The organism is Micromonospora rhizosphaerae (genome assembly GCF_900091465.1).
GTDB classification, from domain to species: domain Bacteria; phylum Actinomycetota; class Actinomycetes; order Mycobacteriales; family Micromonosporaceae; genus Micromonospora; species Micromonospora rhizosphaerae.
On the sequence record NZ_FMHV01000002.1, the window covers coordinates 1806923 to 1826225 of the forward strand.

Consider the following 19303-nt stretch of genomic DNA (forward strand, 5'->3'; position numbering starts at 1 on the left):
GTCGCAGCATGCCTTGAGCAGGCGCGGATTTCGACCGTTGCCGGCGCGTTCGGGGCGACAAATGGAAGCGGCCGGCCGTGGCGGGAGTGCCACGGCCGGCCGCTACGTGCGGCCGACCGGTTCCGGGTCGCGCGCGGCGTCAGCCGCGCCGAGCCGAAACGGTCGGGGTCAGGGGCGGCCCATGCCGCGGTACTCCCAGCCCGCCTGGGTCCACAGTGTGGAGTCGAGGCAGTTGCGGCCGTCGACCACCCGGCGGCCGTCGACCAGCTCGCCCAGGGCGACCGGGTCGGCGTTGCGGAACTCGGCCCACTCGGTGAGCACGCAGACCAGATCGGCGCCGCTGACGGCGTCGTTCATGCTCTCCTCGTAGGTCAGCTCGGGTACCGCCCGCCGGGCGTTCTCGGTGCCCTGCGGGTCGTACACGTGCACGTCCGCGCCGGCCTTGCCGAGCAGCGAGGCGACCGCGAGCGCCGGGGCGTCGCGGACGTCGTCGGTGTTCGGCTTGAAGGTGGCGCCGAGCACCGCGATCCGGGTGCCGGAGAGGTCCGGGCCGGCCGGGCCGGACCGGCGGCCGAGCAGCTCGGCGGCGAGCTGGACCACCCGGGTCCGGCGGCGCAGGTTGATCAGGTCGACCTCGTGCAGGAAGCGCAACGCCTCGCCGGCGCCGAGCTCCTGGGCGCGGGCCTGGAAGGCCCGGATGTCCTTGGGCAGGCAGGCGCCGCCGAAGCCGAGACCGGCCTGGAGGAAGCGGTTGCCGATCCGGGGGTCGTAGCCGATGGAGCGGGCCAGCTGGGTGACGTCGCCGCCGGCCGCCTCGCAGACCTCGGCCATCGCGTTGATGAAGGAGATCTTGGTGGCCAGGAAGGCGTTCGCGGCGACCTTGACTAGCTCGGCGGTGGCGAAGTCGGTGACCACCAGCGGCACCTCGCGGTCCTCGGTGGCGGCCAGGTCGAAGACGCCCTTGTGGGCGGCGTAGAGCATGCCGTTGGCCCACTCGCTCTTGACGCCGACCACGATCCGGTTGGGCCGCAACACGTCGTCGACGGCGAAGCCCTCCTGAAGGAACTCGGGGCTCCACGCCACCTCGATGCCGAGGTCGGCCGGCGTGTGCTTGTCGACCAGCTGCTCGACCCACTCGGCGGTGCCCACCGGCACGGTCGACTTGCCGACGATCAGCGCCTTGCGGGTCAGGTGCTGGGCCAGGCTGGTCACCGACGCCTCGACGTACGACAGGTCGGCGCCCATGCCGTCGGCGCGCTGGGGGGTGCCGACGCAGATGAAGTGCACGTCGCCGAACTCGGCGGTCTCGGCGATGTCGGTGCTGAAGCGCAGCCGGCCGGCGGCCAGGTTGCGCCGGAGCAGCTCGTCCAGGCCCGGCTCGTGGATCGGCACCTCGCCGGCGTTCAGCTTGGCGATCTTGTCCGCGTCGACGTCGAAGCCGAGCACCTCGTAGCCAAGCTCCGCATAGCAGATGGCGTACGTCGCACCGAGGTAACCGGTGCCCAGGAAGGTCACCCGGGGCCGGGCCGCGCCGGAGGGCGGGGTCACCGCGGCGATGGCCGGCATCGGCTGGGTGTTCGGGTACGGGATGGTCACGCCTGTCTTCTCCGCTCGCGCTGGCGGCGCTTCCTTGCGTCGCAATCGGCTGCGGCGCCTGGCCGGGCACCGGTGGGGGACTTGTCTTCTTGTGGTCGCCGGTCGGCGTCGACGCCCATCATGCACGAGCCTACGCGGCGGTCAGGAGACCCATAACCCCGGTCGCTATCCTTCAGTCGGCGCGGCCGGCGGTTCAGGGAGTCGCTACAGACTGCGCATGATAGCGGTGAAGGGGAGGGCCAGTATGGCCGCAGAGCAGTCGTTCGACGTCTACCGATTGCCCGAGGAGCACGAGGCGATCCGGGAGGCGGTCCGTGAGGTCTGTGCGGCGAAGGTGGCTCCGCACGCCGCGGAGGCGGATGAGACCGGTGAGTTCCCGAAGGCGTCGTACGACGCGCTGCGGGCCGCCGACTTCCACGCCCCGCACATCCCCGTCGAGTACGGCGGCGCGGGCGCGGACGCGCTGGCCACGGCCATCGTGATCGAGGAGGTGGCCCGGGCCTGTGCCTCGTCCTCGCTCATCCCGGCGGTCAACAAGCTGGGCACCATGCCGCTGATCCTGGCCGGCTCCGAGGAGCTCAAGCGGAAGTACCTGACCCCGGTGGCGGCCGGCGACGCCATGTTCTCGTACTGCCTCTCCGAGCCGGAGGCGGGCAGCGACGCCGCCTCGATGACCACCCGCGCGGTGCGCGACGGCGACCACTGGGTGCTCAACGGCGTGAAGCGGTGGATCACCAACGCCGGGGTGTCGGAGTACTACACCGTCTTCGCTGTGACCGATCCCACAGCCCGCTCGCGCGGCATTTCCGCCTTCGTCGTGGAGAAGTCCGACGCCGGGGTCAGCTTCGGCGCGCCGGAGAAGAAGCTGGGCATCAAGGGTTCCCCGACCCGCGAGGTCTACCTGGACAACGTCCGGATCCCGGCCGACCGCATGATCGGCGCCGAGGGGACCGGCTTCGCCACCGCGATGCGGACCCTGGACCACACCCGGGTCACCATCGCCGCCCAGGCCGTCGGCATCGCGCAGGGCGCGCTGGACTACGCCAAGGGGTACGTCCAGGAGCGCAGGCAGTTCGGCAAGCCGGTCGCCGACTTCCAGGGCATCCAGTTCATGCTCGCCGACATGGGGATGAAGCTGGAGGCGGCGCGGCAGCTCACCTACGCCGCGGCCGGCAAGTCCGAGCGCGGCGACGCGGACCTGACCTACTTCGGTGCCGCCGCGAAGTGCTTCGCCTCGGACGCCGCCATGGAGATCACCACCGACGCCGTGCAGCTGCTCGGCGGGTACGGCTACACCCGCGACTACCCGGTCGAGCGGATGATGCGGGACGCCAAGATCACTCAGATCTACGAGGGCACCAACCAGGTCCAGCGCGTCGTCATGGCGCGCCAGCTGCTCAAGGGCTGACGCGGCGGACGCGGTCAGGCGGGCGGGCCGGGGTTTCCGGCCCGCCCGCGGCTGTCATCAGGCTCCGGTGGTGCCGGCCGGTCGGGTGGTGGCGCGGGGCGGCGCGGACCACGGCGACTCGCCGGTACGGCGGGGCAGGGGTTCGGCGGAGGTCTGGTCGGCGGAATAGCCGACGGTGATGGGGGCGGTTTCCCGCTCGGTCTTCGCGCCGGAAGGCGGCCAGTCGCTGAGCGAGAAGGTGTTCTCGACGGGCTTGTCGGTCGAGGTCAGCTCCGCCTCGGCCGCCGGCTCGTTCGGCCACCGCCGCCAACGCTGCGCGCTGAGGGCGGCCATCAGCAGCAGCACGCCGATCAGGAACAGGGTGCCGTTCTCCACGGGCTGGCGCAGCGGCATCGGGTCCCCGAGCGCCTTCCAGCTCTCGGGAATCCAGTCACGGACGGTGAATGGCGCGACGAACATCCCGACGTACGGGGTGATCAGCAGCAGTCCGGCGACGATGGGACCGAGCGGCGAGAAGCGAAGCGTGCCGAGCAGGCCGAGCAGGATGCCGGCGACGCAGAGGTAGACGGCCGGCTCGATCAGGTTGGGCGTGCTGTACGTACCGATCTCCACCCAGCGGTGAACGGTGCGTCCAGACCCGTCCTGACCGAGGGTGACGAGCGCCCAGGTGAGCGGCGCCACCACCAACCCGGCGAGGAAGCTCCAGAGATGTCGCATCCGCGCACCGTACCGTTTTTGACATGACAGATCATCCCCCGACCGTGTCGGCCGGCAAGCCGACCTCGTACTCCCGCGTCACGCTGAGCCGGATCATGACCGCCGTCGATGTCAACCTGTACGGGACCGTGCACGGTGGGGTGCTGATGAAGTTCGTCGACGACGTGGCCGGGGCCGCCGCGGCCCGGCACAGCGGCGGCACCGCGGTCACCGCGTCGATCGACGAGATCGTCTTCTCCGAGCCGGTCCGGGTCGGCGACCTGGTGCACGCGCACGCCCAGGTGAACTGGACCGGCAACACCTCGATGGAGGTCGGGGTGAAGGTGGTCGCCGAGCGCTGGGACTCGGCCGAGGACGAGCCGGTCGCGGTCGCCACCGCGTACCTGGTCTTCGTCGCGGTGGACGTGGGCGGCGCCCCGCGGCCGGTCCGGCCGGTGCTGCCGGAGACCTCGGAGGACGAGCGTCGCTACCGGGAGGCGGAGATCCGCCGCGCGCACCGGCTGGCCAGGCGGCGCGCCATCCAGGCGCACCGCGCCGGCTGAGGTGTTAGGAGGGGGCCCCTCTACAACGCCAGGCGTTAACAAGGGGCCCTTCCTTACCCCCATCCACATAGCCGGCGGCCAGGGGGTGTGGGCAGGGCACGCCCCCTGACCGGCACCCGGTGCGGACAATGGCGCTGCGAGGTAGGGCAAGATGGCGCCACGGCCCATGCACAGTGTCGTGACCGGGCCCGAGGGAGGGTGGAGCAGTGGGTGACGTGCTGTGGACGCCGCCGGCCGACGTGCGCGAGCGGTCCCGGATCGGTGACTACCTGCACTGGCTGGCCGAGCACCGGGGGCTGGAGTTCGCCGACTACGACGCGCTGTGGCGCTGGTCGGTCACTGACCTCGACGCGTTCTGGCGGTCGATCTGGGACTACTTCGAGGTCGTCGCGCACACCCCGCCGACGGCCACGCTGACCGACCGGGCGATGCCGGGCGCCCGCTGGTTCCCCGGCGCCACCCTCAACTACGCCGAGAACGTGCTGCGGATGCCCGGCCGCGCCGACGACGACCCGGTGGTGATCGCGCACGGCCAGACCCGGCCGCCGGCCACGCTCACCGCGGCGCAGTTGCGCGAGCAGGTCCGTCGGGTCGCGGCCGGGCTGCGCCGGCTCGGCGTGGGCCCCGGCGACCGGGTGGCGGCGTACGCGCCGAACATCCCGGAGACCTTCGTGCTGTTGCTCGCCACCAGCAGCCTCGGCGCGATCTTCTCCTCCTGCGCGCCCGAGTTCGGCACCCGCAGCGTCACCGACCGCTGGCAGCAGATCCAGCCCAAGGTCCTGGTCGCCGTCGACGGCTACCGGTACGGCGACAAGCCGGTCGACCGGCGCGGCGAGGTGGCCGCCATCCGGGCCGCGCTGCCGTCGCTCCAGCACACCGTCGGCATCGCGTACCTCGACCCCACCGGGACTGGCGGCCATAATTCGGCCTTCGCGCCGCTAGGCGGCGCTCCGGACCGAATGAAGGCCGCGCCGGAGGGCGCGATCTCCTGGGATGAGTTGGCGGCGGAGACCGACGAGCCGCTGACCTTCACCCCGGTGCCGTTCGACCATCCGCTCTACGTGCTCTACTCCTCCGGCACCACCGGGCTGCCCAAGCCGATCGTGCACGGCCACGGGGGAATCCTGCTGGAGCACCTGAAGATGCTCGCCCTGCACCACGACCTGGGCCCGGCCGACCGGTTCTTCTGGTACACCACGACCGGCTGGATGATGTGGAACTTCCTGGTCTCCGGGCCGGCGGTGGGCGCGAGCATCGTGCTCTTCGACGGCAACCCGGGCCACCCCGACCTGGGCGCGCTCTGGCGGATGGCGGAGGAGGCCGGCACCACGTACTTCGGCACCTCCGCGCCGTTCCTGCTGGCCTGCCGCAAGGCCGGCCTGAAGCCCGCGGAGATCGCCGACCTCGCCGCGCTGCGCGGGGTCGGCTCGACCGGCGCCCCGCTGCCCGCCGAGGGCTTCACCTGGGTGTACGAGAACGTCGGCGACCGCCTCCAACTCCAGTCGCTCTCCGGCGGCACGGACGTCTGCACGGGCTTCGTGGGCGGCGTGCCGCTGCTGCCGGTGCACGCGGGGGAGATCACCTGCCGGGCGCTCGGCGCCAAGGTGGAGGCTCGCTCCGCCGACGGCACCCCGGTCATCGGCGAGCTGGGCGAGCTGGTGATCACCGAGCCGATGCCGAGCATGCCGGTCGGCTTCTGGAACGACCCGGAGGGCACCCGCTACCGGGAGGCGTACTTCGAGCTCTACCCGGGTGTGTGGCGGCACGGCGACTGGATCACCGTCAACGAGCGCGGCGGTTGCGTGATCACCGGCCGCTCGGACGCCACCCTCAACCGGGGCGGCGTCCGCCTCGGCACCGCGGAGTTCTACTCGGTGGTGGAGGGGCTGGACGAGGTCCTCGACTCGGTGGTGGTGCACCTGGAGGACGACCAGGGCGGCGCGGGCGAGTTGCTGCTCTTCGTGGTGCTGGCCGAGGGGCTGGAGCTGGACGACGCGCTGCGGAAGAAGATCTGCCGCGAGTTGCGTACCGCCCTGTCGCCGCGCCACGTGCCCGACGAGATCCACCAGGTCCGCGCCGTACCGCGCACCCTGTCCGCAAAGAAGCTCGAGGTCCCGGTCAAGAAGATCCTCACCGGCACCCCGGTCGACTCGGCCGCCGCCAAGGGTGCGCTGGCCAACCCCGAGTCCCTGACCGCCTTCGCCGCCTTCGCCCAGCGCCGCGCCACCGAGGACGAGTCGGCACCCACCGGCTGAGGGCGGCCCGCGCCCGGTCAGGTGAGGGAGCGGGTGACCTTCTCCGTCGCGATGCGGGCGTCGAGGCGGGACGGATCGAGGTTGCCGCAGAGGACGATGCTGGCGCCGGCCCGAAGCGGTGCCAGCAGCCAGTCGACCGGGTCGGGGTGCACCGCCGCGTCGACCAGGACCCGGTCGCCGGCGGCGAGGCAGAGCTCCGTCGCCCGGTCGGCCGCGCGGGCCAGCAGCTCCGCGTCGGCCGGGCCGCCCTTCGGGTACGCGGTGAACTGGTCGCCGTGGCCGCGTACCTCGACCACGTAGTCGGCGAAGCCGGGCGGCACCTGGCGCAGCGGGGCGGCGAACGGGGCGAGCGCGAGGGCGTACCGCTCGCCGGCCGACCAGGCGTCCGCCTCGGCGACCCGGTCCGCGGCGGCGAAGAGCGCGTCCACGTCACCCGGCGTGTCGACCACGGCCAACCCGGCCGACCAGCAGCCGAGCAGCACCGCGGCGGTCTGCCAGTGCGGCGGGAGCAGCACACCGGCGGTGTCGCCGGGGGCGAGCGCGACCTCGTCGACGAGCAGGTTGGCCGTCTTGGCCACCCAGTTCGCCAGCGTCGCGCCGGAGAGTTCGGTCCGCTCGCCGGTGGCGTCGTCGTACCAGGTCAGCAGCGGTCGGGTCGGGTCGCTCGCGATCGCGTCGGCGAAAACCCGGGCAATGTTGTCGGCCATCGGCGCGAACGATACGCCTCCGGCACCCGTACTCGAAGACAACGACAAGTCGGCGTACCGTCGGGTCGCAGTCAGCGTCGGAACCCCGCCCCGGCGTAGGCTTGCCGACAGTGTTGCTTGCCACAGACCCGCCAGCCTGAGGAGTCGCCCCGTGACCCCCGGTAGCCCGCCCCGCGTGCTCATCGACGCCACGAGTGTCCCCGCCGACCGTGGCGGCGTCGGTAGATACGTCGACGGCCTGCTCGGCGCCCTCGGCAAGGTGTGCGGCTCCGGCGTGGACCTGGCCGTGGTCAGCCTCCGCACCGATCTGGAGCGCTACACCCGGATGCTGCCCGGGGCCGAGGTCATCCCCGCCCCGGCGGCGGTCGCGCACCGTCCCGCCCGGCTCGCCTGGGAGCAGACCGGACTGCCGCTGCTCGCCCAGCAGGTCGGCGCGGAGGTGCTGCACTCGCCCTTCTACACGTGTCCACTGCGGGCCGGCTGCCCGGTCACGGTCACCGTGCACGACGCGACCTTCTTCACCGAGCCGGAGCACTACGACAAGTCCCGCCGCACGTTCTTCCGCAGCGCGATCAAGACCTCGCTGCGTCGCGCCGACCGGGTGATCGTGCCGAGCAAGGCCACCCGCGACGAGCTGATCCGGCTGCTCGACGCCGACCCGACCCGGATCGACGTGGCCTACCACGGCGTCGACCAGGCCGCCTTCCACGCGCCCAGCGAGGAGGAGAAGGCCCGGGTCCGGGCCCGGCTGGGGCTGGGCAGCAGCAGCTACATCGCCTTCCTCGGCGCCAAGGAGCCGCGGAAGAACGTACCCAACCTGATCCGCGGCTGGGCCCGCGCGGTGGCCGACCGGACCGACCCGCCGGCCCTGGTCATCGCCGGCGGCCAGGGGCACGACGACGACATCGACCGCGCGGTGGCCGAGGTTCCGTCGCACCTGCGGCTGCTGCGCCCGGGCTACCTGCGCTACGCCGACCTGCCCGGCTTCCTCGGCGGCGCGCTGGTCGCCGCCTACCCGTCGTACGGCGAGGGCTTCGGCCTGCCGATCCTGGAGGCGATGGCCTGCGCGGCGCCGGTGCTGACCACGCCCCGGCTCTCCCTGCCCGAGGTGGGCGGCGACGCGGTGGCCTACACCAGCGAGGATCCGGCCCAGATCGCCATCGACCTGGCCGCCCTGCTGGACGACGAGCACCGTCGGCTCTCGCTGGCCAAGGCCGGGTTCGACCGGGCCAAGGAGTTCACCTGGGAGTCCAGTGCCGAGGTGCACATCGCGGCGTGGAGTCGGGCGCGTTCCTGACAACCCGCCGCCGGTTCGGCCGACCGAGCGTCCGTACCATGGCGGTTCGGGCATGATGTGCTGATGTTCTACGCCGTCATCCCGGCGGGTGGCAGTGGCACGAGGTTGTGGCCACTGTCCCGTGCCGGCCATCCGAAGTTCCTCCACCCGCTGACCGGCACCCGCGCCTCGCTGCTCCAGGCCACGGTGGACCGATTGGAGCCGCTGACCACCCCGGAGCGCACGCTGGTGGTCACCGGGGCCGCGCACGTCGCGGCGGTGGCCCGGCAACTGGCTGGCCTGCCGGAGGAGAACATCCTCGTCGAGCCTTCGCAGCGTGACTCCTGCGCGGCGATCGCGCTGGCCGCTGCGGTGATCGCGCTGCGCGACCCGGAGGCGGTGATGGGTTCGTTCGCCGCCGACCACCTGATCGGTGACCCGGCCCGCTGGGCGGATACGGTGCGCGAGGCGATCCGCGGCGCCGAGCAGGGGCTGCTGATGACGGTGGGGATCACCCCGACCCGGCCGGAGACCGGCTACGGTTACCTGGAGACCGGTGAGCCGGTCGGCGAGGGTCCACTGCGCCCGGTGATCGAGTTCAAGGAGAAGCCGGCCGCCGAGGTCGCCGAGGCGTACTTCCGCTCGGGTCGCCACCTCTGGAACGCCAGCATGTTCGTCTGGCGGGTGGACGTGTTCCTGGCCGAGCTGGCCCGGCAGCAGCCGGCGTTGCACGCCGGGATCACCGCGATCGCCGCGGCCTGGGGCACGCCGGAGCAGGACGACATCCTCGGCACGGTCTGGCCGACGCTGCCGAAGATCTCCGTCGACTACGCGGTGATGGAGGGTGCGGCGACCGCCGGCCGGGTCGCCACCGTGCCGGGCGACTTCGGCTGGAACGACGTCGGCGACTTCCACACCCTCGGCGAGGTGCTCCCGGCCGACGCGTGCGGCAACGTCGTGCTCGGCGTCGACGGGAAGCCGGGCGTCCTGCTGCGGGACAGCAAGAGTCTGGTGGTGGTGCCGCAGTCGGGGCGGCTGGTGGCCGTCCTCGGCGTGCACGACCTGATCGTGGTGGACACCCCGGACGCGGTGCTGGTCTGTCCCCGCGACCGCGCCCAGGACGTCAAGAAGCTGGTCGACGAGCTGAAGGAGCGGGGCGAGGAAGGCTACGTCTGACCGCTCCCCGGACGGCCCGCCGGACCTCCGGCCGAGCGGGTCCGCCCCGGCTTCCAGCGACCAGCCGGGCTTCAGCGGCCGGCCCGGCGCAGGGCGGCCAGGGCCGGCGCGACGAGTTGGGCGGTGGCGTCGGCCAGCGGCTCGGGCAGCCGGTCCGCCGGGAACCAGCCGAGCGCCTCGGACTCGTCGCTGACCCGCTCCACCGCGCCGGCCGGCGCGAAGACCGCGAACCGGACGTCGTAGTGCAGCGAGCCGCCCTGGCAGGCCACCGGATGGATGTCCACGTCGATCGGCGTGGGATCGACCACCAGGTCGGTGATCCCGGACTCCTCGGTGGCCTCGCGCAGCGCCGCGCCGGCGAGCGTCCGATCGCCGGGCTCGCAGTGCCCGCCGAGCTGCACCCACTTGCGGAACTTGCCGTGCAGGCAGAGCAGCACCCGCCCGCCCGTGGCGTCGAGCACCAGGGCGCTGGCCGTGACGTGGCCCGCCCGGTGGCTCCGGCTCATCGCCACCGGGCCCGCGCTCAGCAGTTCCAGCGTGCGGTTCCGGGCCGCCGCGGCCGCCGGGCCGGTCGGCGTCCAGCCGGTCAGCAGGGCGGTGGCGTCGGCGTACAGGTCGGCGTACCGGGAGAGATCGGGGGTCGCGGCGGTGGTCGAGGCGTCGGGCACTCCGACACTCTACGAGCGCCGCCTCCGTACCCTGGTTCGGTGACCCTGCGACTCGTCGAGTTCGTCGTGGCCGGCAACGAGGCCAGCGACCTGCTGCCGGTCCGTTCGTCGGCCCTGCTGCGCGCGCACCGCGCCCGGCGCGGCTTCTGGACCGTCCTCGACGAGGGCCCGGTGGAACGGTGCCTCGCGCTGCTGCTGGAACGTGAGGACGGCGAGTGGGTGGCCCACCACGTGGCCGCCGACGCCGGGGAAGAGAACGGCCGGACCGAGGACGGCGAGGCGCTCGCCCACCACGACGGCTGGGTGTACGTCTTCGGCTCGCACTTCGGGTCGAAGGCCGGGCCGCTGCGGCCGCGGCGGGCGTTCGTGGCCCGGTTCCGGGAGGACGACGCCGCGACGGGGACGGTGCCGCTGCACGTGGTGCGCAACCGATTCCGGCTGCACCGGGCGATCAACGACGCGCTCGCCGCCGCGCCGCTGACCCCGCTGCCGCCCGGCGACCGGGTCCGACACCGGTTCATCGTGGAGACCCTGGCCCGGGGGACCGCCCGGGCCAAGAGCTGGGTGAGCCGGCTGGCCGAGGACGACCTGCCGCTGAACGTCGAGGCGGCCGTCTTCACGCCGACCGGGACGGTGCTGCTCGGGCTCCGGTTCCCGGTCACCGCCGAGGGCGAGCCGATCCTGGTCGAGCTGGCCGGCGTGGCCGACATGTTCTCCGCCGACCCGCGCTGGCCCCGGGCGGTCGGGGCGTACGCGCTGACCGGGGTGACGCCGCCCGGCGCGCTGACCGGCTTCCGGGCGATCGCCCCGACCGCCGACGGCGGGTACGCGGCAGTGGTGGGCTCGATCGACGCGCTGGGCAAGGGTTCGGTGCTGCTCGACGACCATCCCGCGGGCGGTGCGGTCACTTCGCGCCACGTCCGGTTCCGGCTCGACATCACGCCGGACGCGCGGGTGGCGGGAAAGCTGGTGGCCGAGCTGGCGCCGTTCCACCACGTGGAGGGCCTGGCCGAGCTGGAGGGGCGTTGCTTCTACGTCACCGACGAGGACCATCGGGTGGCGCTCTGGGTGGGCTGACACCTCGGACGTACCGGTGGACGACCGGGTGACACCTCTGCGGAACATGGGCCGCAGACCCTCGTGGTGCCGCCCCGGTCGCCGTTTCCCCGGCCCCCCGGTCGCCCGGGCGTTGGCGACGTCGCCGACGTCCCGGCGCCTGACGGGCAAGGGAAGCATGCCCAACCGGCCCGGCCTCCGTCGAGGTTTTTCAGCCCACGCTTAAAGATGGAGGTAACTACCGGCGGGTAGAGTACGAGTGGTCGGCGGGCACTCCCTCGGCCCGCCCCCGGGAGCGCTCCATGCTAAGGATCTTTTTCTCGAGCGAGGACATCCTTCGGACCAGGATGGCCCCCGCCGCGGACCCCGTCTGGGAACTGGTCCTCAGCCTGCACCTGCTGCAGGGCCGCAGCGCTGATCCGCTGATGGCGAACTGGCGGCGCACGGTGGCCCGCGGCCTGCACCAGGACAGCGCCTCCGACCGGCTTCGACTGCTCTTCGCGCTGAACCCGCCCCGGGGCTATTTCCCCGACTTCCTCACCCCGTATCAGAGCCTGCAGGGCTTCGAGGCGGGGCTGGAGGCGCTCCGCGGCATGCCGGCCGAGACGCTGCACCGGGACCTGACCGTGCTGGCCGGCGAGAACGAGCTGCCCTCCTCGGCGTCGGCGCTGGCCCGGGGCGAGCCGGAGGTGCTGCGCCACCTCACCGACTCGATGGTCCAGTACCAGACGCTGGCGATCACGCCGTACTGGCCGCGCATCCAGGCCGCCGTGGAAGCCGACCGGACCCGCCGGGCCCGGGCGCTGCTCGACGGCGGCGTGGAGGGGCTGCTGACCAGCCTGCGCCCGGCCATGCGGTGGGACGCCGGCGTGCTCGAGGTGCTCGACTACCCGGACACCCGGGAGTTGCACCTGGACGGCCGTGGCCTGCTGCTGGTCCCGTCCTTCTTCTGCGCGCGGACCCCGGTGGCGCTGCTCGACCCGGCCCTGCCCCCGGTGCTGGTCTACCCGGTCGACCGGCTCGGCGGGCTCCTCCGGGAGCCGGGCCGGGGCGCCGGGCCGGTGCCGGACGGCACCAACCGGGAGGCGCTGGCCGCGCTGCTCGGCCGGACCCGCGCTGCCGTGCTCGAGGCCACCGACCAGGGCTCCACGACCGGTGAGGTGGCCCGCCGGCTGCAGATCTCGGCGGCTGCGGCGAGCCAGCACACCACCGTGCTGCGCAACGCCGGGCTGCTGGTCAGCCAGCGGGACCGCAACACCGTGCTGCACACCCTGACCCCACTCGGCCGCGCCATGCTCGACGCCTGACCGGCCCCCGCCCTCTTTCCCGGAAAGCGCGGCCATCCGCCGCGGAACAGCCCCTCTTTCCGGGAATGCCGTGAGGTTGGGGGGTGGGAGGGAGAGGCAACGGTCAGATGGCCAGGGCGGCGCTGGCGGGGCTGCCGGGCGGGGGCGGCAGGAGCGCGGAGGAGATGCCCTCCGCCGCCAGCGCGGTCCGCAGCCGTTGCAGGTCGGCCCCGAAGCGCACCAGGTCCGCCTGGTCGACCGGCGCCGGCGGAGCGCCGAGGATCAGCCCGGTGGCCCGCTCGGGCCAGCCCGGCACCGCCGCCACCATGCCGGCGCGTACCTCCTCGTCCGTGACATGGGTGAAGACCGTGTCGGGCGCGACCACCTCGGCGACCGCGGCGATCGCCCGCTCGACCGCGGCCGGGTCGGCCGGCGCCGGCCCCGGCCCGTCGGCCAGGGTGGCGGCCGCGCGCAGCCCGGCCGCCGTGGCCTCGGCGGTGCCCAGCGAGAAGAGGTCCAGCGCGGCGTCGCGGACCAGCGCCCGGGCGCCCTCGCCGTGGTCGGCCCGGGCGACGCCCGGGTAGCCGCGGACCACCGCGACCGGCACCTGGTCGCACTTGCCCTTGATCAGCTCCCCGGCGCCGGCCAGCTCGTCGACCACCGCCATCTGGGTCAGCTGCAGCTCGTTGCCGTACGGGTCGATCTCGCCCCGGTGGTCCCGGATGGCGGGCATCCCGGCCACGCCGAGCGCCACGTCGGTTAGGCCGTTGCGCCACGGCCGGCCCATCGTGTCGCTGATGATCACCGCGACGTCGAGGCCGTGGCGCTCGCGCAGCGCGGCGCGTAGCGCCCGGGCGGACGCGTCCGGGTCCTTCGGCAGCAGCACCAGCCGCGTCTTGTCGACGTTGGACGCGTCGATCCCGGCGGAGGCCATCACGAAGCCGTGGTGCGTCTGCACGATCCGGGTCGCCCCCCGGGACGCCACCACCCGGGCGGTCTCCGCGGCGAGCACCTCGTCCCGGGCGGCGAGCCGCTCCGGGCCGTCCGCCGGTACGTCGACCAGCCGGCCCTCCGCCTTGGACACGATCTTGCTGGTCACCACCAGCACGTCGCCGTCGCGCAGCCAGGGCGCCGCGGTGGCGATCAGCGCCGCCAGGTCGTCGCCCTCGGTCACGTCGCCGATGCCCGGCACCGGCAGGATCTCCAGCCTCACACCAGCTCCAATGCGGCCCGCACCATCTCCACCGTCGCGGCCTCGTCGGTCATCCGCAGCGGCGCCGACCGTACCGTCACCTCCCGCACCAAGGTGCCCTCGTCCTCCGGCGCGACCAGCCAGCCGTCCAGCAGCCCGCCCGCCGACCGCCCACCGTAGAGCCCGCCCACCCCGGCCGCGCTGCACTCCACGCCGACCACGGCGAGGCAGCGGTCGGCCATGCCGCGGACCGGCGCGCCGCCGATGATCGGCGAGACACCGACCACCGGGGCCCGCCCGTCGGCGACGGCGTCCCGCAGCCCCGGCACGGCCAGCACCGGGGCGATGCTCACCACCGGATTGCTCGGTGCGATCAGCACGACGTCGGCCGAGCCGATCGCCTCCAGCACGCCGGGTGCCGGCCTGGCGGTCTCCGCGCCGACGAAGACGAACCGGTGGGTGGGGATGTCCGCCCGGTACCGCACCCACCACTCCTGGAAGTGGATCGCCCGCTGCCCCTGGTCCCCGTCCACGACCACGTGGGTCTCCAGCCGGTCGTCCGTCGCCGGCAGCAGGTCCAGGCCCGGCTCCCAGCGGGTGGTCAGCGCCTGCGTCACGGCGGAGAGCGGGTAGCCGGCGTTGAGCATCGTGGTGCGGACCAGGTGGGTGGCGATGTCCTTGTCGCCGAGGCCGAACCAGGTCGGCTCGGCGCCGTACGCGGCCAGTTCGGACTTGACCGTCCAGGTCTCGCCCACCCGGCCCCAGCCCCGCTCCGGGTCGGCGCCCCCGCCCAGCGTGTACATCACGCTGTCCAGGTCGGGACAGACCTTGAGGCCGTGCAGCAGCAGGTCGTCGCCGACGTTGACCACGGCGGTCACCTCGGCCCCCACCTCCCGGGCGTACGCCCGGACGCCGACCAGGAACCGGGCGCCGCCGATCCCGCCGGTCAGAACCACGATGCGCATGGCGTCCATCCTTCCGCACCCGCCGCCGTCGGTCGGCGGGTGGACGGGAAGCTGTGACTATCTATTCCCACTAGATGCTTGACAATCCGGTCTCAGGCCGCTGCGCCGGCTTGGGTCGCCGTAGCGGGGACCGGTTTCACTGCACCTGGTGCGGGGTGGTGTGGCAGGCCGACGTGAACGCCGCGATCAACATCCTGCACCGAGCTGACGACCCCGACATCGCCCTGCACACCCCGCACCACAGGGTGAAGCAGATCCTGCGGGACAGGACCGATCGCCACCGGACCAGACTGCCGGTCCAGGACTCCAGCCCGGCCACCGCCGAGCGGAGAGCGAACCATCCGAACCGCTCAAAAACGAGCAACCAGTAGGAAGCAGACTAGGCTCACGTCGGCAACTGTTCGTTTTCATCCCTAGGGGGATCTCGTGACCAGCCCCGCCGAGCGTGCGTCCGGTGACGCGACGCAGGCCAGCCAGGTGACCAAGCCGCTGCGCGAACTGACCGCGCTCGTCCTGCTCGGCGCCAACGCCGTGCTCCTCTTCGTCGGCCTGATCCGGCTGCTGGTGCCGGCGGACGGATTCGGCACCTTCACCGACCGGGCGGGGAGCACCTTCTTCGCCTTCGTCGGCGTCGAGTCGACCGTGCTGCCACTGCTGGCCGTACTGCTCGCCACCCACCTGCGACCGGTGGTGCCGAAGGCTCGGCTGATCACCCAGGTCGCCCTCGGGGAGTACACCGCCGGCGCGCTCTTCGGCGCGCTGACCTTCCTCATCTGGCTGGTCGGCCGGCTCGCCGAGGGCGAGCTGCTCGACGCCCTGCTCGGCATGCTGACCCGGGTCGCCTGGCTGGCGGTCTTCGCGGTCGCCGGGTACCTGGTAAACCGGATCTGGCGGACGCTCTACCACACCCCGAAGCCCAAGCCGCAGGCCGGCGTCTACGGCCAGCCGCAGCAGGGCTGGCCGCAGCAGCACGGCGGCTACCCGGCCCCCGGTCAGCCCGGCGGTTACCCGCCCCCGGGCCAGCCCGGCGGCTACCCGCCCCCCGGCCAGGGCGGCTACCCCGCCGCCGGCGGCTACCCGCCGCCCGGCCAGTACGGCCAGCCGAACCCGCCGTACGGCAACGCCCCCCAGTCGGCCCCGCCGTACGGCGATCCGCACGCCGCCCCGCCGTTCGGCCAGCCGCCTTCCGCGGATCCCACGCAGGCCGTCCCCCGGCAGCCCGCCGACTACGGCTACCCGACTCCCCACGACGACGACCGCACCCGGCGCTTCCACCGCGACGACCCGAACTACCCCCGCTGACGGCCGGCGCTCCGCGGGCACAACTTCACGGAAAGAGTGGCCTTCCACCGTCGGGAGGCCACTCTTTCCGTGAAACTGCGGCTCCGCCATCCGGGCGATCCGGGCGTGCGGTCGGGGCGGGCGGGTGAGCGCATAGGCTGGGCGGATGGTTGATCGCACCGAGTCCGCCCCGACCACGGCGAGCGTCCAGCGGGCGCTGCGCCGGGCCGCCACCGGGCGGGCGCTGGACGTCGACGAGGCGACCGCGCTGCTGAGCGCCCGGGGCGACGCGTTGGACGAGCTGCTCCGGATCGCCGGTGAGGTACGCGACGCCGGCCTGCGCGAGGCGGGCCGGCCGGGCGTGGTCACCTTCTCCAAGAAGGTCTTCATCCCGTTGACCCGGCTCTGCCGGGACCGCTGCCACTACTGCACCTTCGCCACCGTGCCACACCGGCTCCCGGCGGCGTTCCTGGACCGGGACGAGGTCCTCGCCATCGCCCGGGAGGGCGCCGCCCAGGGCTGCAAGGAGGCCCTGTTCACCCTCGGCGACCGGCCGGAGGAGCGGTGGCCGGCCGCCCGGAGGTGGCTGGACGAGCGCGGCTACGACTCCACCCTGGACTACCTGCGCGCCTGCGCGGTGGCCGTACTGGAGGAGACCGGGCTGCTGCCGCACCTCAACCCCGGCGTGCTGTCCTGGTCGGAGCTGCAGCGGCTCAAGCCGGTCGCGCCGAGCATGGGGATGATGCTGGAGACCACGGCGACCCGGCTCTGGTCGGAGCCGGGCGGCCCGCATTACGGCTCACCGGACAAGGAGCCCGCGGTCCGGCTCCGGGTCCTCGACGACGCCGGCCGGGTCGGGGTGCCGTTCACCACCGGCATCCTGATCGGCATCGGCGAGACCCGGGCCGAGCGGGTCGACGCGCTCTTCGCGATCCGCCGCTCCGGGCGGGAGTACGGCCACCTCCAGGAGGTGATCGTGCAGAACTTCCGCGCCAAGCCGGACACGGCGATGCGCGGCATGCCCGACGCCGAGCTGCACGACCTGGCCGCCACGGTGGCGGTGGCCCGGGTGCTGCTCGGCCCGAGGGCCCGCATCCAGGCCCCGCCCAACCTCATCGAGGGCGAGTACGACCTGCTGCTGCGCGCCGGCATCGACGACTGGGGCGGCGTCTCCCCGGTCACCCCCGACCACGTCAACCCGGAACGCCCCTGGCCGCAGCTCGACGAGCTGGCCCGGCACACCGCGAAGGCCGGCTTCACCCTCCGCGAGCGGCTCACCATCTACCCGGAGTACGTCCGGGCCGGCGACCCGTGGCTGGATCCCCGCCTACTGCCGCACGTGACCGCGCTGGCCGACCCGGAGACCGGCCTCGCCGTCGAGTCGGCCCGCCCGGTCGGCCGCCCGTGGCAGGAGCCGGAGGAGGTCTTCGGCGGGCGTACCGACCTGCACGCCACCATCGACACCACCGGGCGTACCGGCGACCGGCGCGGCGACTTCGACAGCGTCTACGGCGACTGGTCGGAGGTGGCCGGCAAGCTCACCACCGCCCCGGCGCCCGCCGCGCCGAGCGGGACCGATCCCGACCTGCGGGCCGGGCTGCGGCTGGCGGCCGACGATCCGGCGGCGCTGCTGGAGCCCCGGCACGCCGACGCCGCGCTGGCGCTCTTCGGCGCGGACGGGCCGGCGCTCGACGAGCTCTGCCGGATCGCCGACGACGTCCGGCGGGACGCGGTCGGCGACGACGTCACCTACGTGGTCAACCGCAACATCAACTTCAGCAACGTCTGCTACGTCGGCTGCCGCTTCTGCGCCTTCGCGCAGCGGGAACGGGACGCCGACGCGTACCGCCTCTCCGTGGAGCAGGTCGCCGACCGGGCCGAGGAGGCGTGGGCGGCCGGCGCGAGCGAGGTCTGCCTGCAGGGCGGGATCGATCCGAAGTTGCCGGTGACCGGCTACGCCGACCTGGTCCGGGCGATCAAGACGCGGGTCCCGGGGATGCACGTGCACGCCTTCTCGCCGATGGAGATCGTGACCGCCGCGGCCAAGGCCGGGGTGCCGGTGAAGGAGTGGCTCATCCAGCTCCGCGACGCCGGGCTGGACACCATCCCGGGCACCGCCGCCGAGATCCTCGACGACGACGTGCGCTGGGTGCTCACCAAGGGCAAGCTGCCGGCCGCCGCCTGGGTCGAGGTGGTCAGCACGGCCCACGAGCTGGGCATCCGGTCCAGCTCCACGATGATGTACGGCCACGTCGACCACCCCGGCCAGTGGCTCGCCCACTTCCGGGTGCTGGCCGGGGTGCAGGATCGCACCGGCGGCTTCACCGAGTTCGTGGCGCTGCCCTTCGTGCACACAAACGCCCCGATCTACCTGGCCGGCGTCGCCCGGCCCGGGCCGACCTGGCGGGAGAACCGGGCGGTGCACGCGATGGCCCGGCTGCTGCTGCACGGCCGGATCGACAACATCCAGTGCTCCTGGGTCAAGCTGGGTGACTCCGGCACCGTGGCGATGCTGAAGGGCGGCTGCAACGACCTGGGCGGCACGCTGATGGAGGAGACCATCTCCCGGATGGCCGGCTCGGCCAACGGCTCCGCGCGTACGGAGGAGCAGCTGCGGAGCATCGCGGCGGCGGCGGGCAGACCGGCCCGCAAGCGGACGACCGCGTACGGTCACGCCGGCTCGTAGCGTCGAACCTTTCCCCGCCGCCGGCCGTACCAGTGCGTGCCGGCGGCGGTTGTGGCGAGGACCGCCGCCGGCAGCCCCCGTGGGGGACCCGGCGGCGCCCCGCCACGGCGCAGCGCACGGGGCCTCCCGACCACCGCGGGCGCTGACGCGCCGGTCCGGAAAGGTTGCCCATGACCAGTGATCAGCGGAAGCGGCCCTGGCCGCGACTGACCCGCCGGCAGACGTTGACCGCCGCCGCGAGCGCCACCCTCGGCGCCGCCGCCCTCACCGTGCCGGGCCTCTCGGCCGCACAGAACACCCCCTCGGCGGGCCGCCGGGACGACCCGATCGTGGTCCACCTGCGCGACGCGGCCTCCGGCGCCATGGACGTCTTCGTCGGCACGTCCCGGATCGAGGTACGCGACCGCGCCCTGGCGGACCGGTTGCGGCGCGCCGCCGGTCGACGCTGACCCGCCCGCGCCGCCCGGCGGCGCGACCCTGACCGGCGCGTGC

The 19303-nt window shown here is 73.4% G+C and carries 17 protein-coding genes; 11 read left to right on the plus strand and 6 right to left on the minus strand.

What is annotated here, in order from left to right:
• Positions 1–168: 168 nt before the first annotated feature.
• Positions 169–1596, minus strand: a complete 1428-nt coding sequence (locus tag GA0070624_RS08785) for a UDP-glucose dehydrogenase family protein (protein WP_091338758.1) — start codon at positions 1594–1596, stop codon at positions 169–171.
• A gap of 244 nt (positions 1597–1840) precedes the next feature.
• Here GA0070624_RS08785 and GA0070624_RS08790 point away from each other — a divergent pair, with 244 nt between their 5' ends.
• Positions 1841–3004: an acyl-CoA dehydrogenase family protein gene (locus tag GA0070624_RS08790; protein ID WP_091338762.1), complete on the plus strand. Its 1164-nt coding sequence runs from the start codon at positions 1841–1843 to the stop codon at positions 3002–3004.
• A 57-nt stretch (positions 3005–3061) separates the two neighbouring features.
• On the opposite strand, the gene GA0070624_RS08795 is transcribed toward GA0070624_RS08790, so the two are convergent.
• Positions 3062–3721, minus strand: a complete 660-nt coding sequence (locus tag GA0070624_RS08795; protein WP_091338764.1) for a hypothetical protein — start codon at positions 3719–3721, stop codon at positions 3062–3064.
• Between the two features lie 23 nt (positions 3722–3744).
• Here GA0070624_RS08795 and GA0070624_RS08800 point away from each other — a divergent pair, with 23 nt between their 5' ends.
• Complete coding sequence (locus GA0070624_RS08800; RefSeq protein WP_091338766.1) at positions 3745–4263, plus strand: acyl-CoA thioesterase; 519 nt, start codon at positions 3745–3747, stop codon at positions 4261–4263.
• 206 nt (positions 4264–4469) lie between these two features.
• The gene (locus GA0070624_RS08805) at positions 4470–6518 is read left to right on the plus strand and encodes an acetoacetate--CoA ligase (protein ID WP_091338770.1); all 2049 of its coding nucleotides are present in this window, start codon (positions 4470–4472) and stop codon (positions 6516–6518) included.
• Between the two features lie 17 nt (positions 6519–6535).
• On the opposite strand, the gene GA0070624_RS08810 is transcribed toward GA0070624_RS08805, so the two are convergent.
• Entirely contained in the window at positions 6536–7225 is a 690-nt protein-coding gene (locus GA0070624_RS08810; RefSeq protein WP_091338774.1) for a TIGR03089 family protein, read from the minus strand.
• 151 nt (positions 7226–7376) lie between these two features.
• On the opposite strand from GA0070624_RS08810, the gene GA0070624_RS08815 reads away from it, so the two are divergent.
• Both GA0070624_RS08815 and GA0070624_RS08820 read left to right on the plus strand, forming a co-directional pair.
• The gene (locus tag GA0070624_RS08815) at positions 7377–8522 is read left to right on the plus strand and encodes a glycosyltransferase family 4 protein (RefSeq protein ID WP_091338777.1); all 1146 of its coding nucleotides are present in this window, start codon (positions 7377–7379) and stop codon (positions 8520–8522) included.
• A gap of 63 nt (positions 8523–8585) precedes the next feature.
• Entirely contained in the window at positions 8586–9677 is a 1092-nt protein-coding gene (locus GA0070624_RS08820) for a mannose-1-phosphate guanylyltransferase (RefSeq protein ID WP_091338780.1), read from the plus strand.
• A 71-nt stretch (positions 9678–9748) separates the two neighbouring features.
• Here GA0070624_RS08820 and GA0070624_RS08825 read toward each other — a convergent pair whose 3' ends face one another.
• Positions 9749–10291 (minus strand): NUDIX hydrolase, encoded by a 543-nt coding sequence (locus GA0070624_RS08825; protein ID WP_425413544.1) that lies wholly within the window; start codon positions 10289–10291, stop codon positions 9749–9751.
• Between the two features lie 93 nt (positions 10292–10384).
• On the opposite strand from GA0070624_RS08825, the gene GA0070624_RS08830 reads away from it, so the two are divergent.
• Both GA0070624_RS08830 and GA0070624_RS08835 read left to right on the plus strand, forming a co-directional pair.
• On the plus strand, positions 10385–11422 hold the full coding sequence (locus GA0070624_RS08830) for a hypothetical protein (RefSeq protein ID WP_091338788.1): 1038 nt from the start codon (positions 10385–10387) through the stop codon (positions 11420–11422).
• 326 nt (positions 11423–11748) lie between these two features.
• Positions 11749–12708, plus strand: a complete 960-nt coding sequence (locus GA0070624_RS08835) for an ArsR/SmtB family transcription factor (protein ID WP_245718708.1) — start codon at positions 11749–11751, stop codon at positions 12706–12708.
• Positions 12709–12811: 103 nt separating this feature from the next.
• Here the strand turns inward: GA0070624_RS08835 and GA0070624_RS08840 are convergent, their stop codons facing one another.
• Together GA0070624_RS08840 and cofD are read right to left on the minus strand one after the other, a co-directional pair.
• Positions 12812–13900, minus strand: coding sequence for a coenzyme F420-0:L-glutamate ligase (locus GA0070624_RS08840; RefSeq protein ID WP_091338796.1), 1089 nt, complete (start codon positions 13898–13900; stop codon positions 12812–12814).
• A complete protein-coding gene (gene cofD, locus GA0070624_RS08845) occupies positions 13897–14844 on the minus strand; it encodes a 2-phospho-L-lactate transferase (protein ID WP_091338799.1) in 948 nt (315 codons plus the stop codon). The genes GA0070624_RS08840 and cofD overlap by 4 nt, the downstream gene beginning before the upstream one ends.
• Before the next feature lie 74 nt (positions 14845–14918).
• Between cofD and GA0070624_RS08850 the strand changes: the two genes are divergently transcribed.
• From GA0070624_RS08850 to GA0070624_RS08865, 4 genes are all read left to right on the plus strand, one after another.
• Entirely contained in the window at positions 14919–15215 is a 297-nt protein-coding gene (locus tag GA0070624_RS08850) for a zinc ribbon domain-containing protein (protein ID WP_091338803.1), read from the plus strand.
• A 55-nt stretch (positions 15216–15270) separates the two neighbouring features.
• Positions 15271–16146 carry a hypothetical protein gene (locus GA0070624_RS08855; protein WP_091338807.1) on the plus strand — a complete coding sequence of 292 codons (876 nt, stop codon included), beginning with the start codon at positions 15271–15273 and terminating at the stop codon, positions 16144–16146.
• A gap of 145 nt (positions 16147–16291) precedes the next feature.
• On the plus strand, positions 16292–18811 hold the full coding sequence (locus GA0070624_RS08860; protein ID WP_091338810.1) for a bifunctional FO biosynthesis protein CofGH: 2520 nt from the start codon (positions 16292–16294) through the stop codon (positions 18809–18811).
• Positions 18812–18981: 170 nt separating this feature from the next.
• Positions 18982–19260, plus strand: coding sequence for a hypothetical protein (locus tag GA0070624_RS08865; RefSeq protein WP_091338813.1), 279 nt, complete (start codon positions 18982–18984; stop codon positions 19258–19260).
• The last annotated feature ends 43 nt before the right edge of the window (positions 19261–19303 follow it).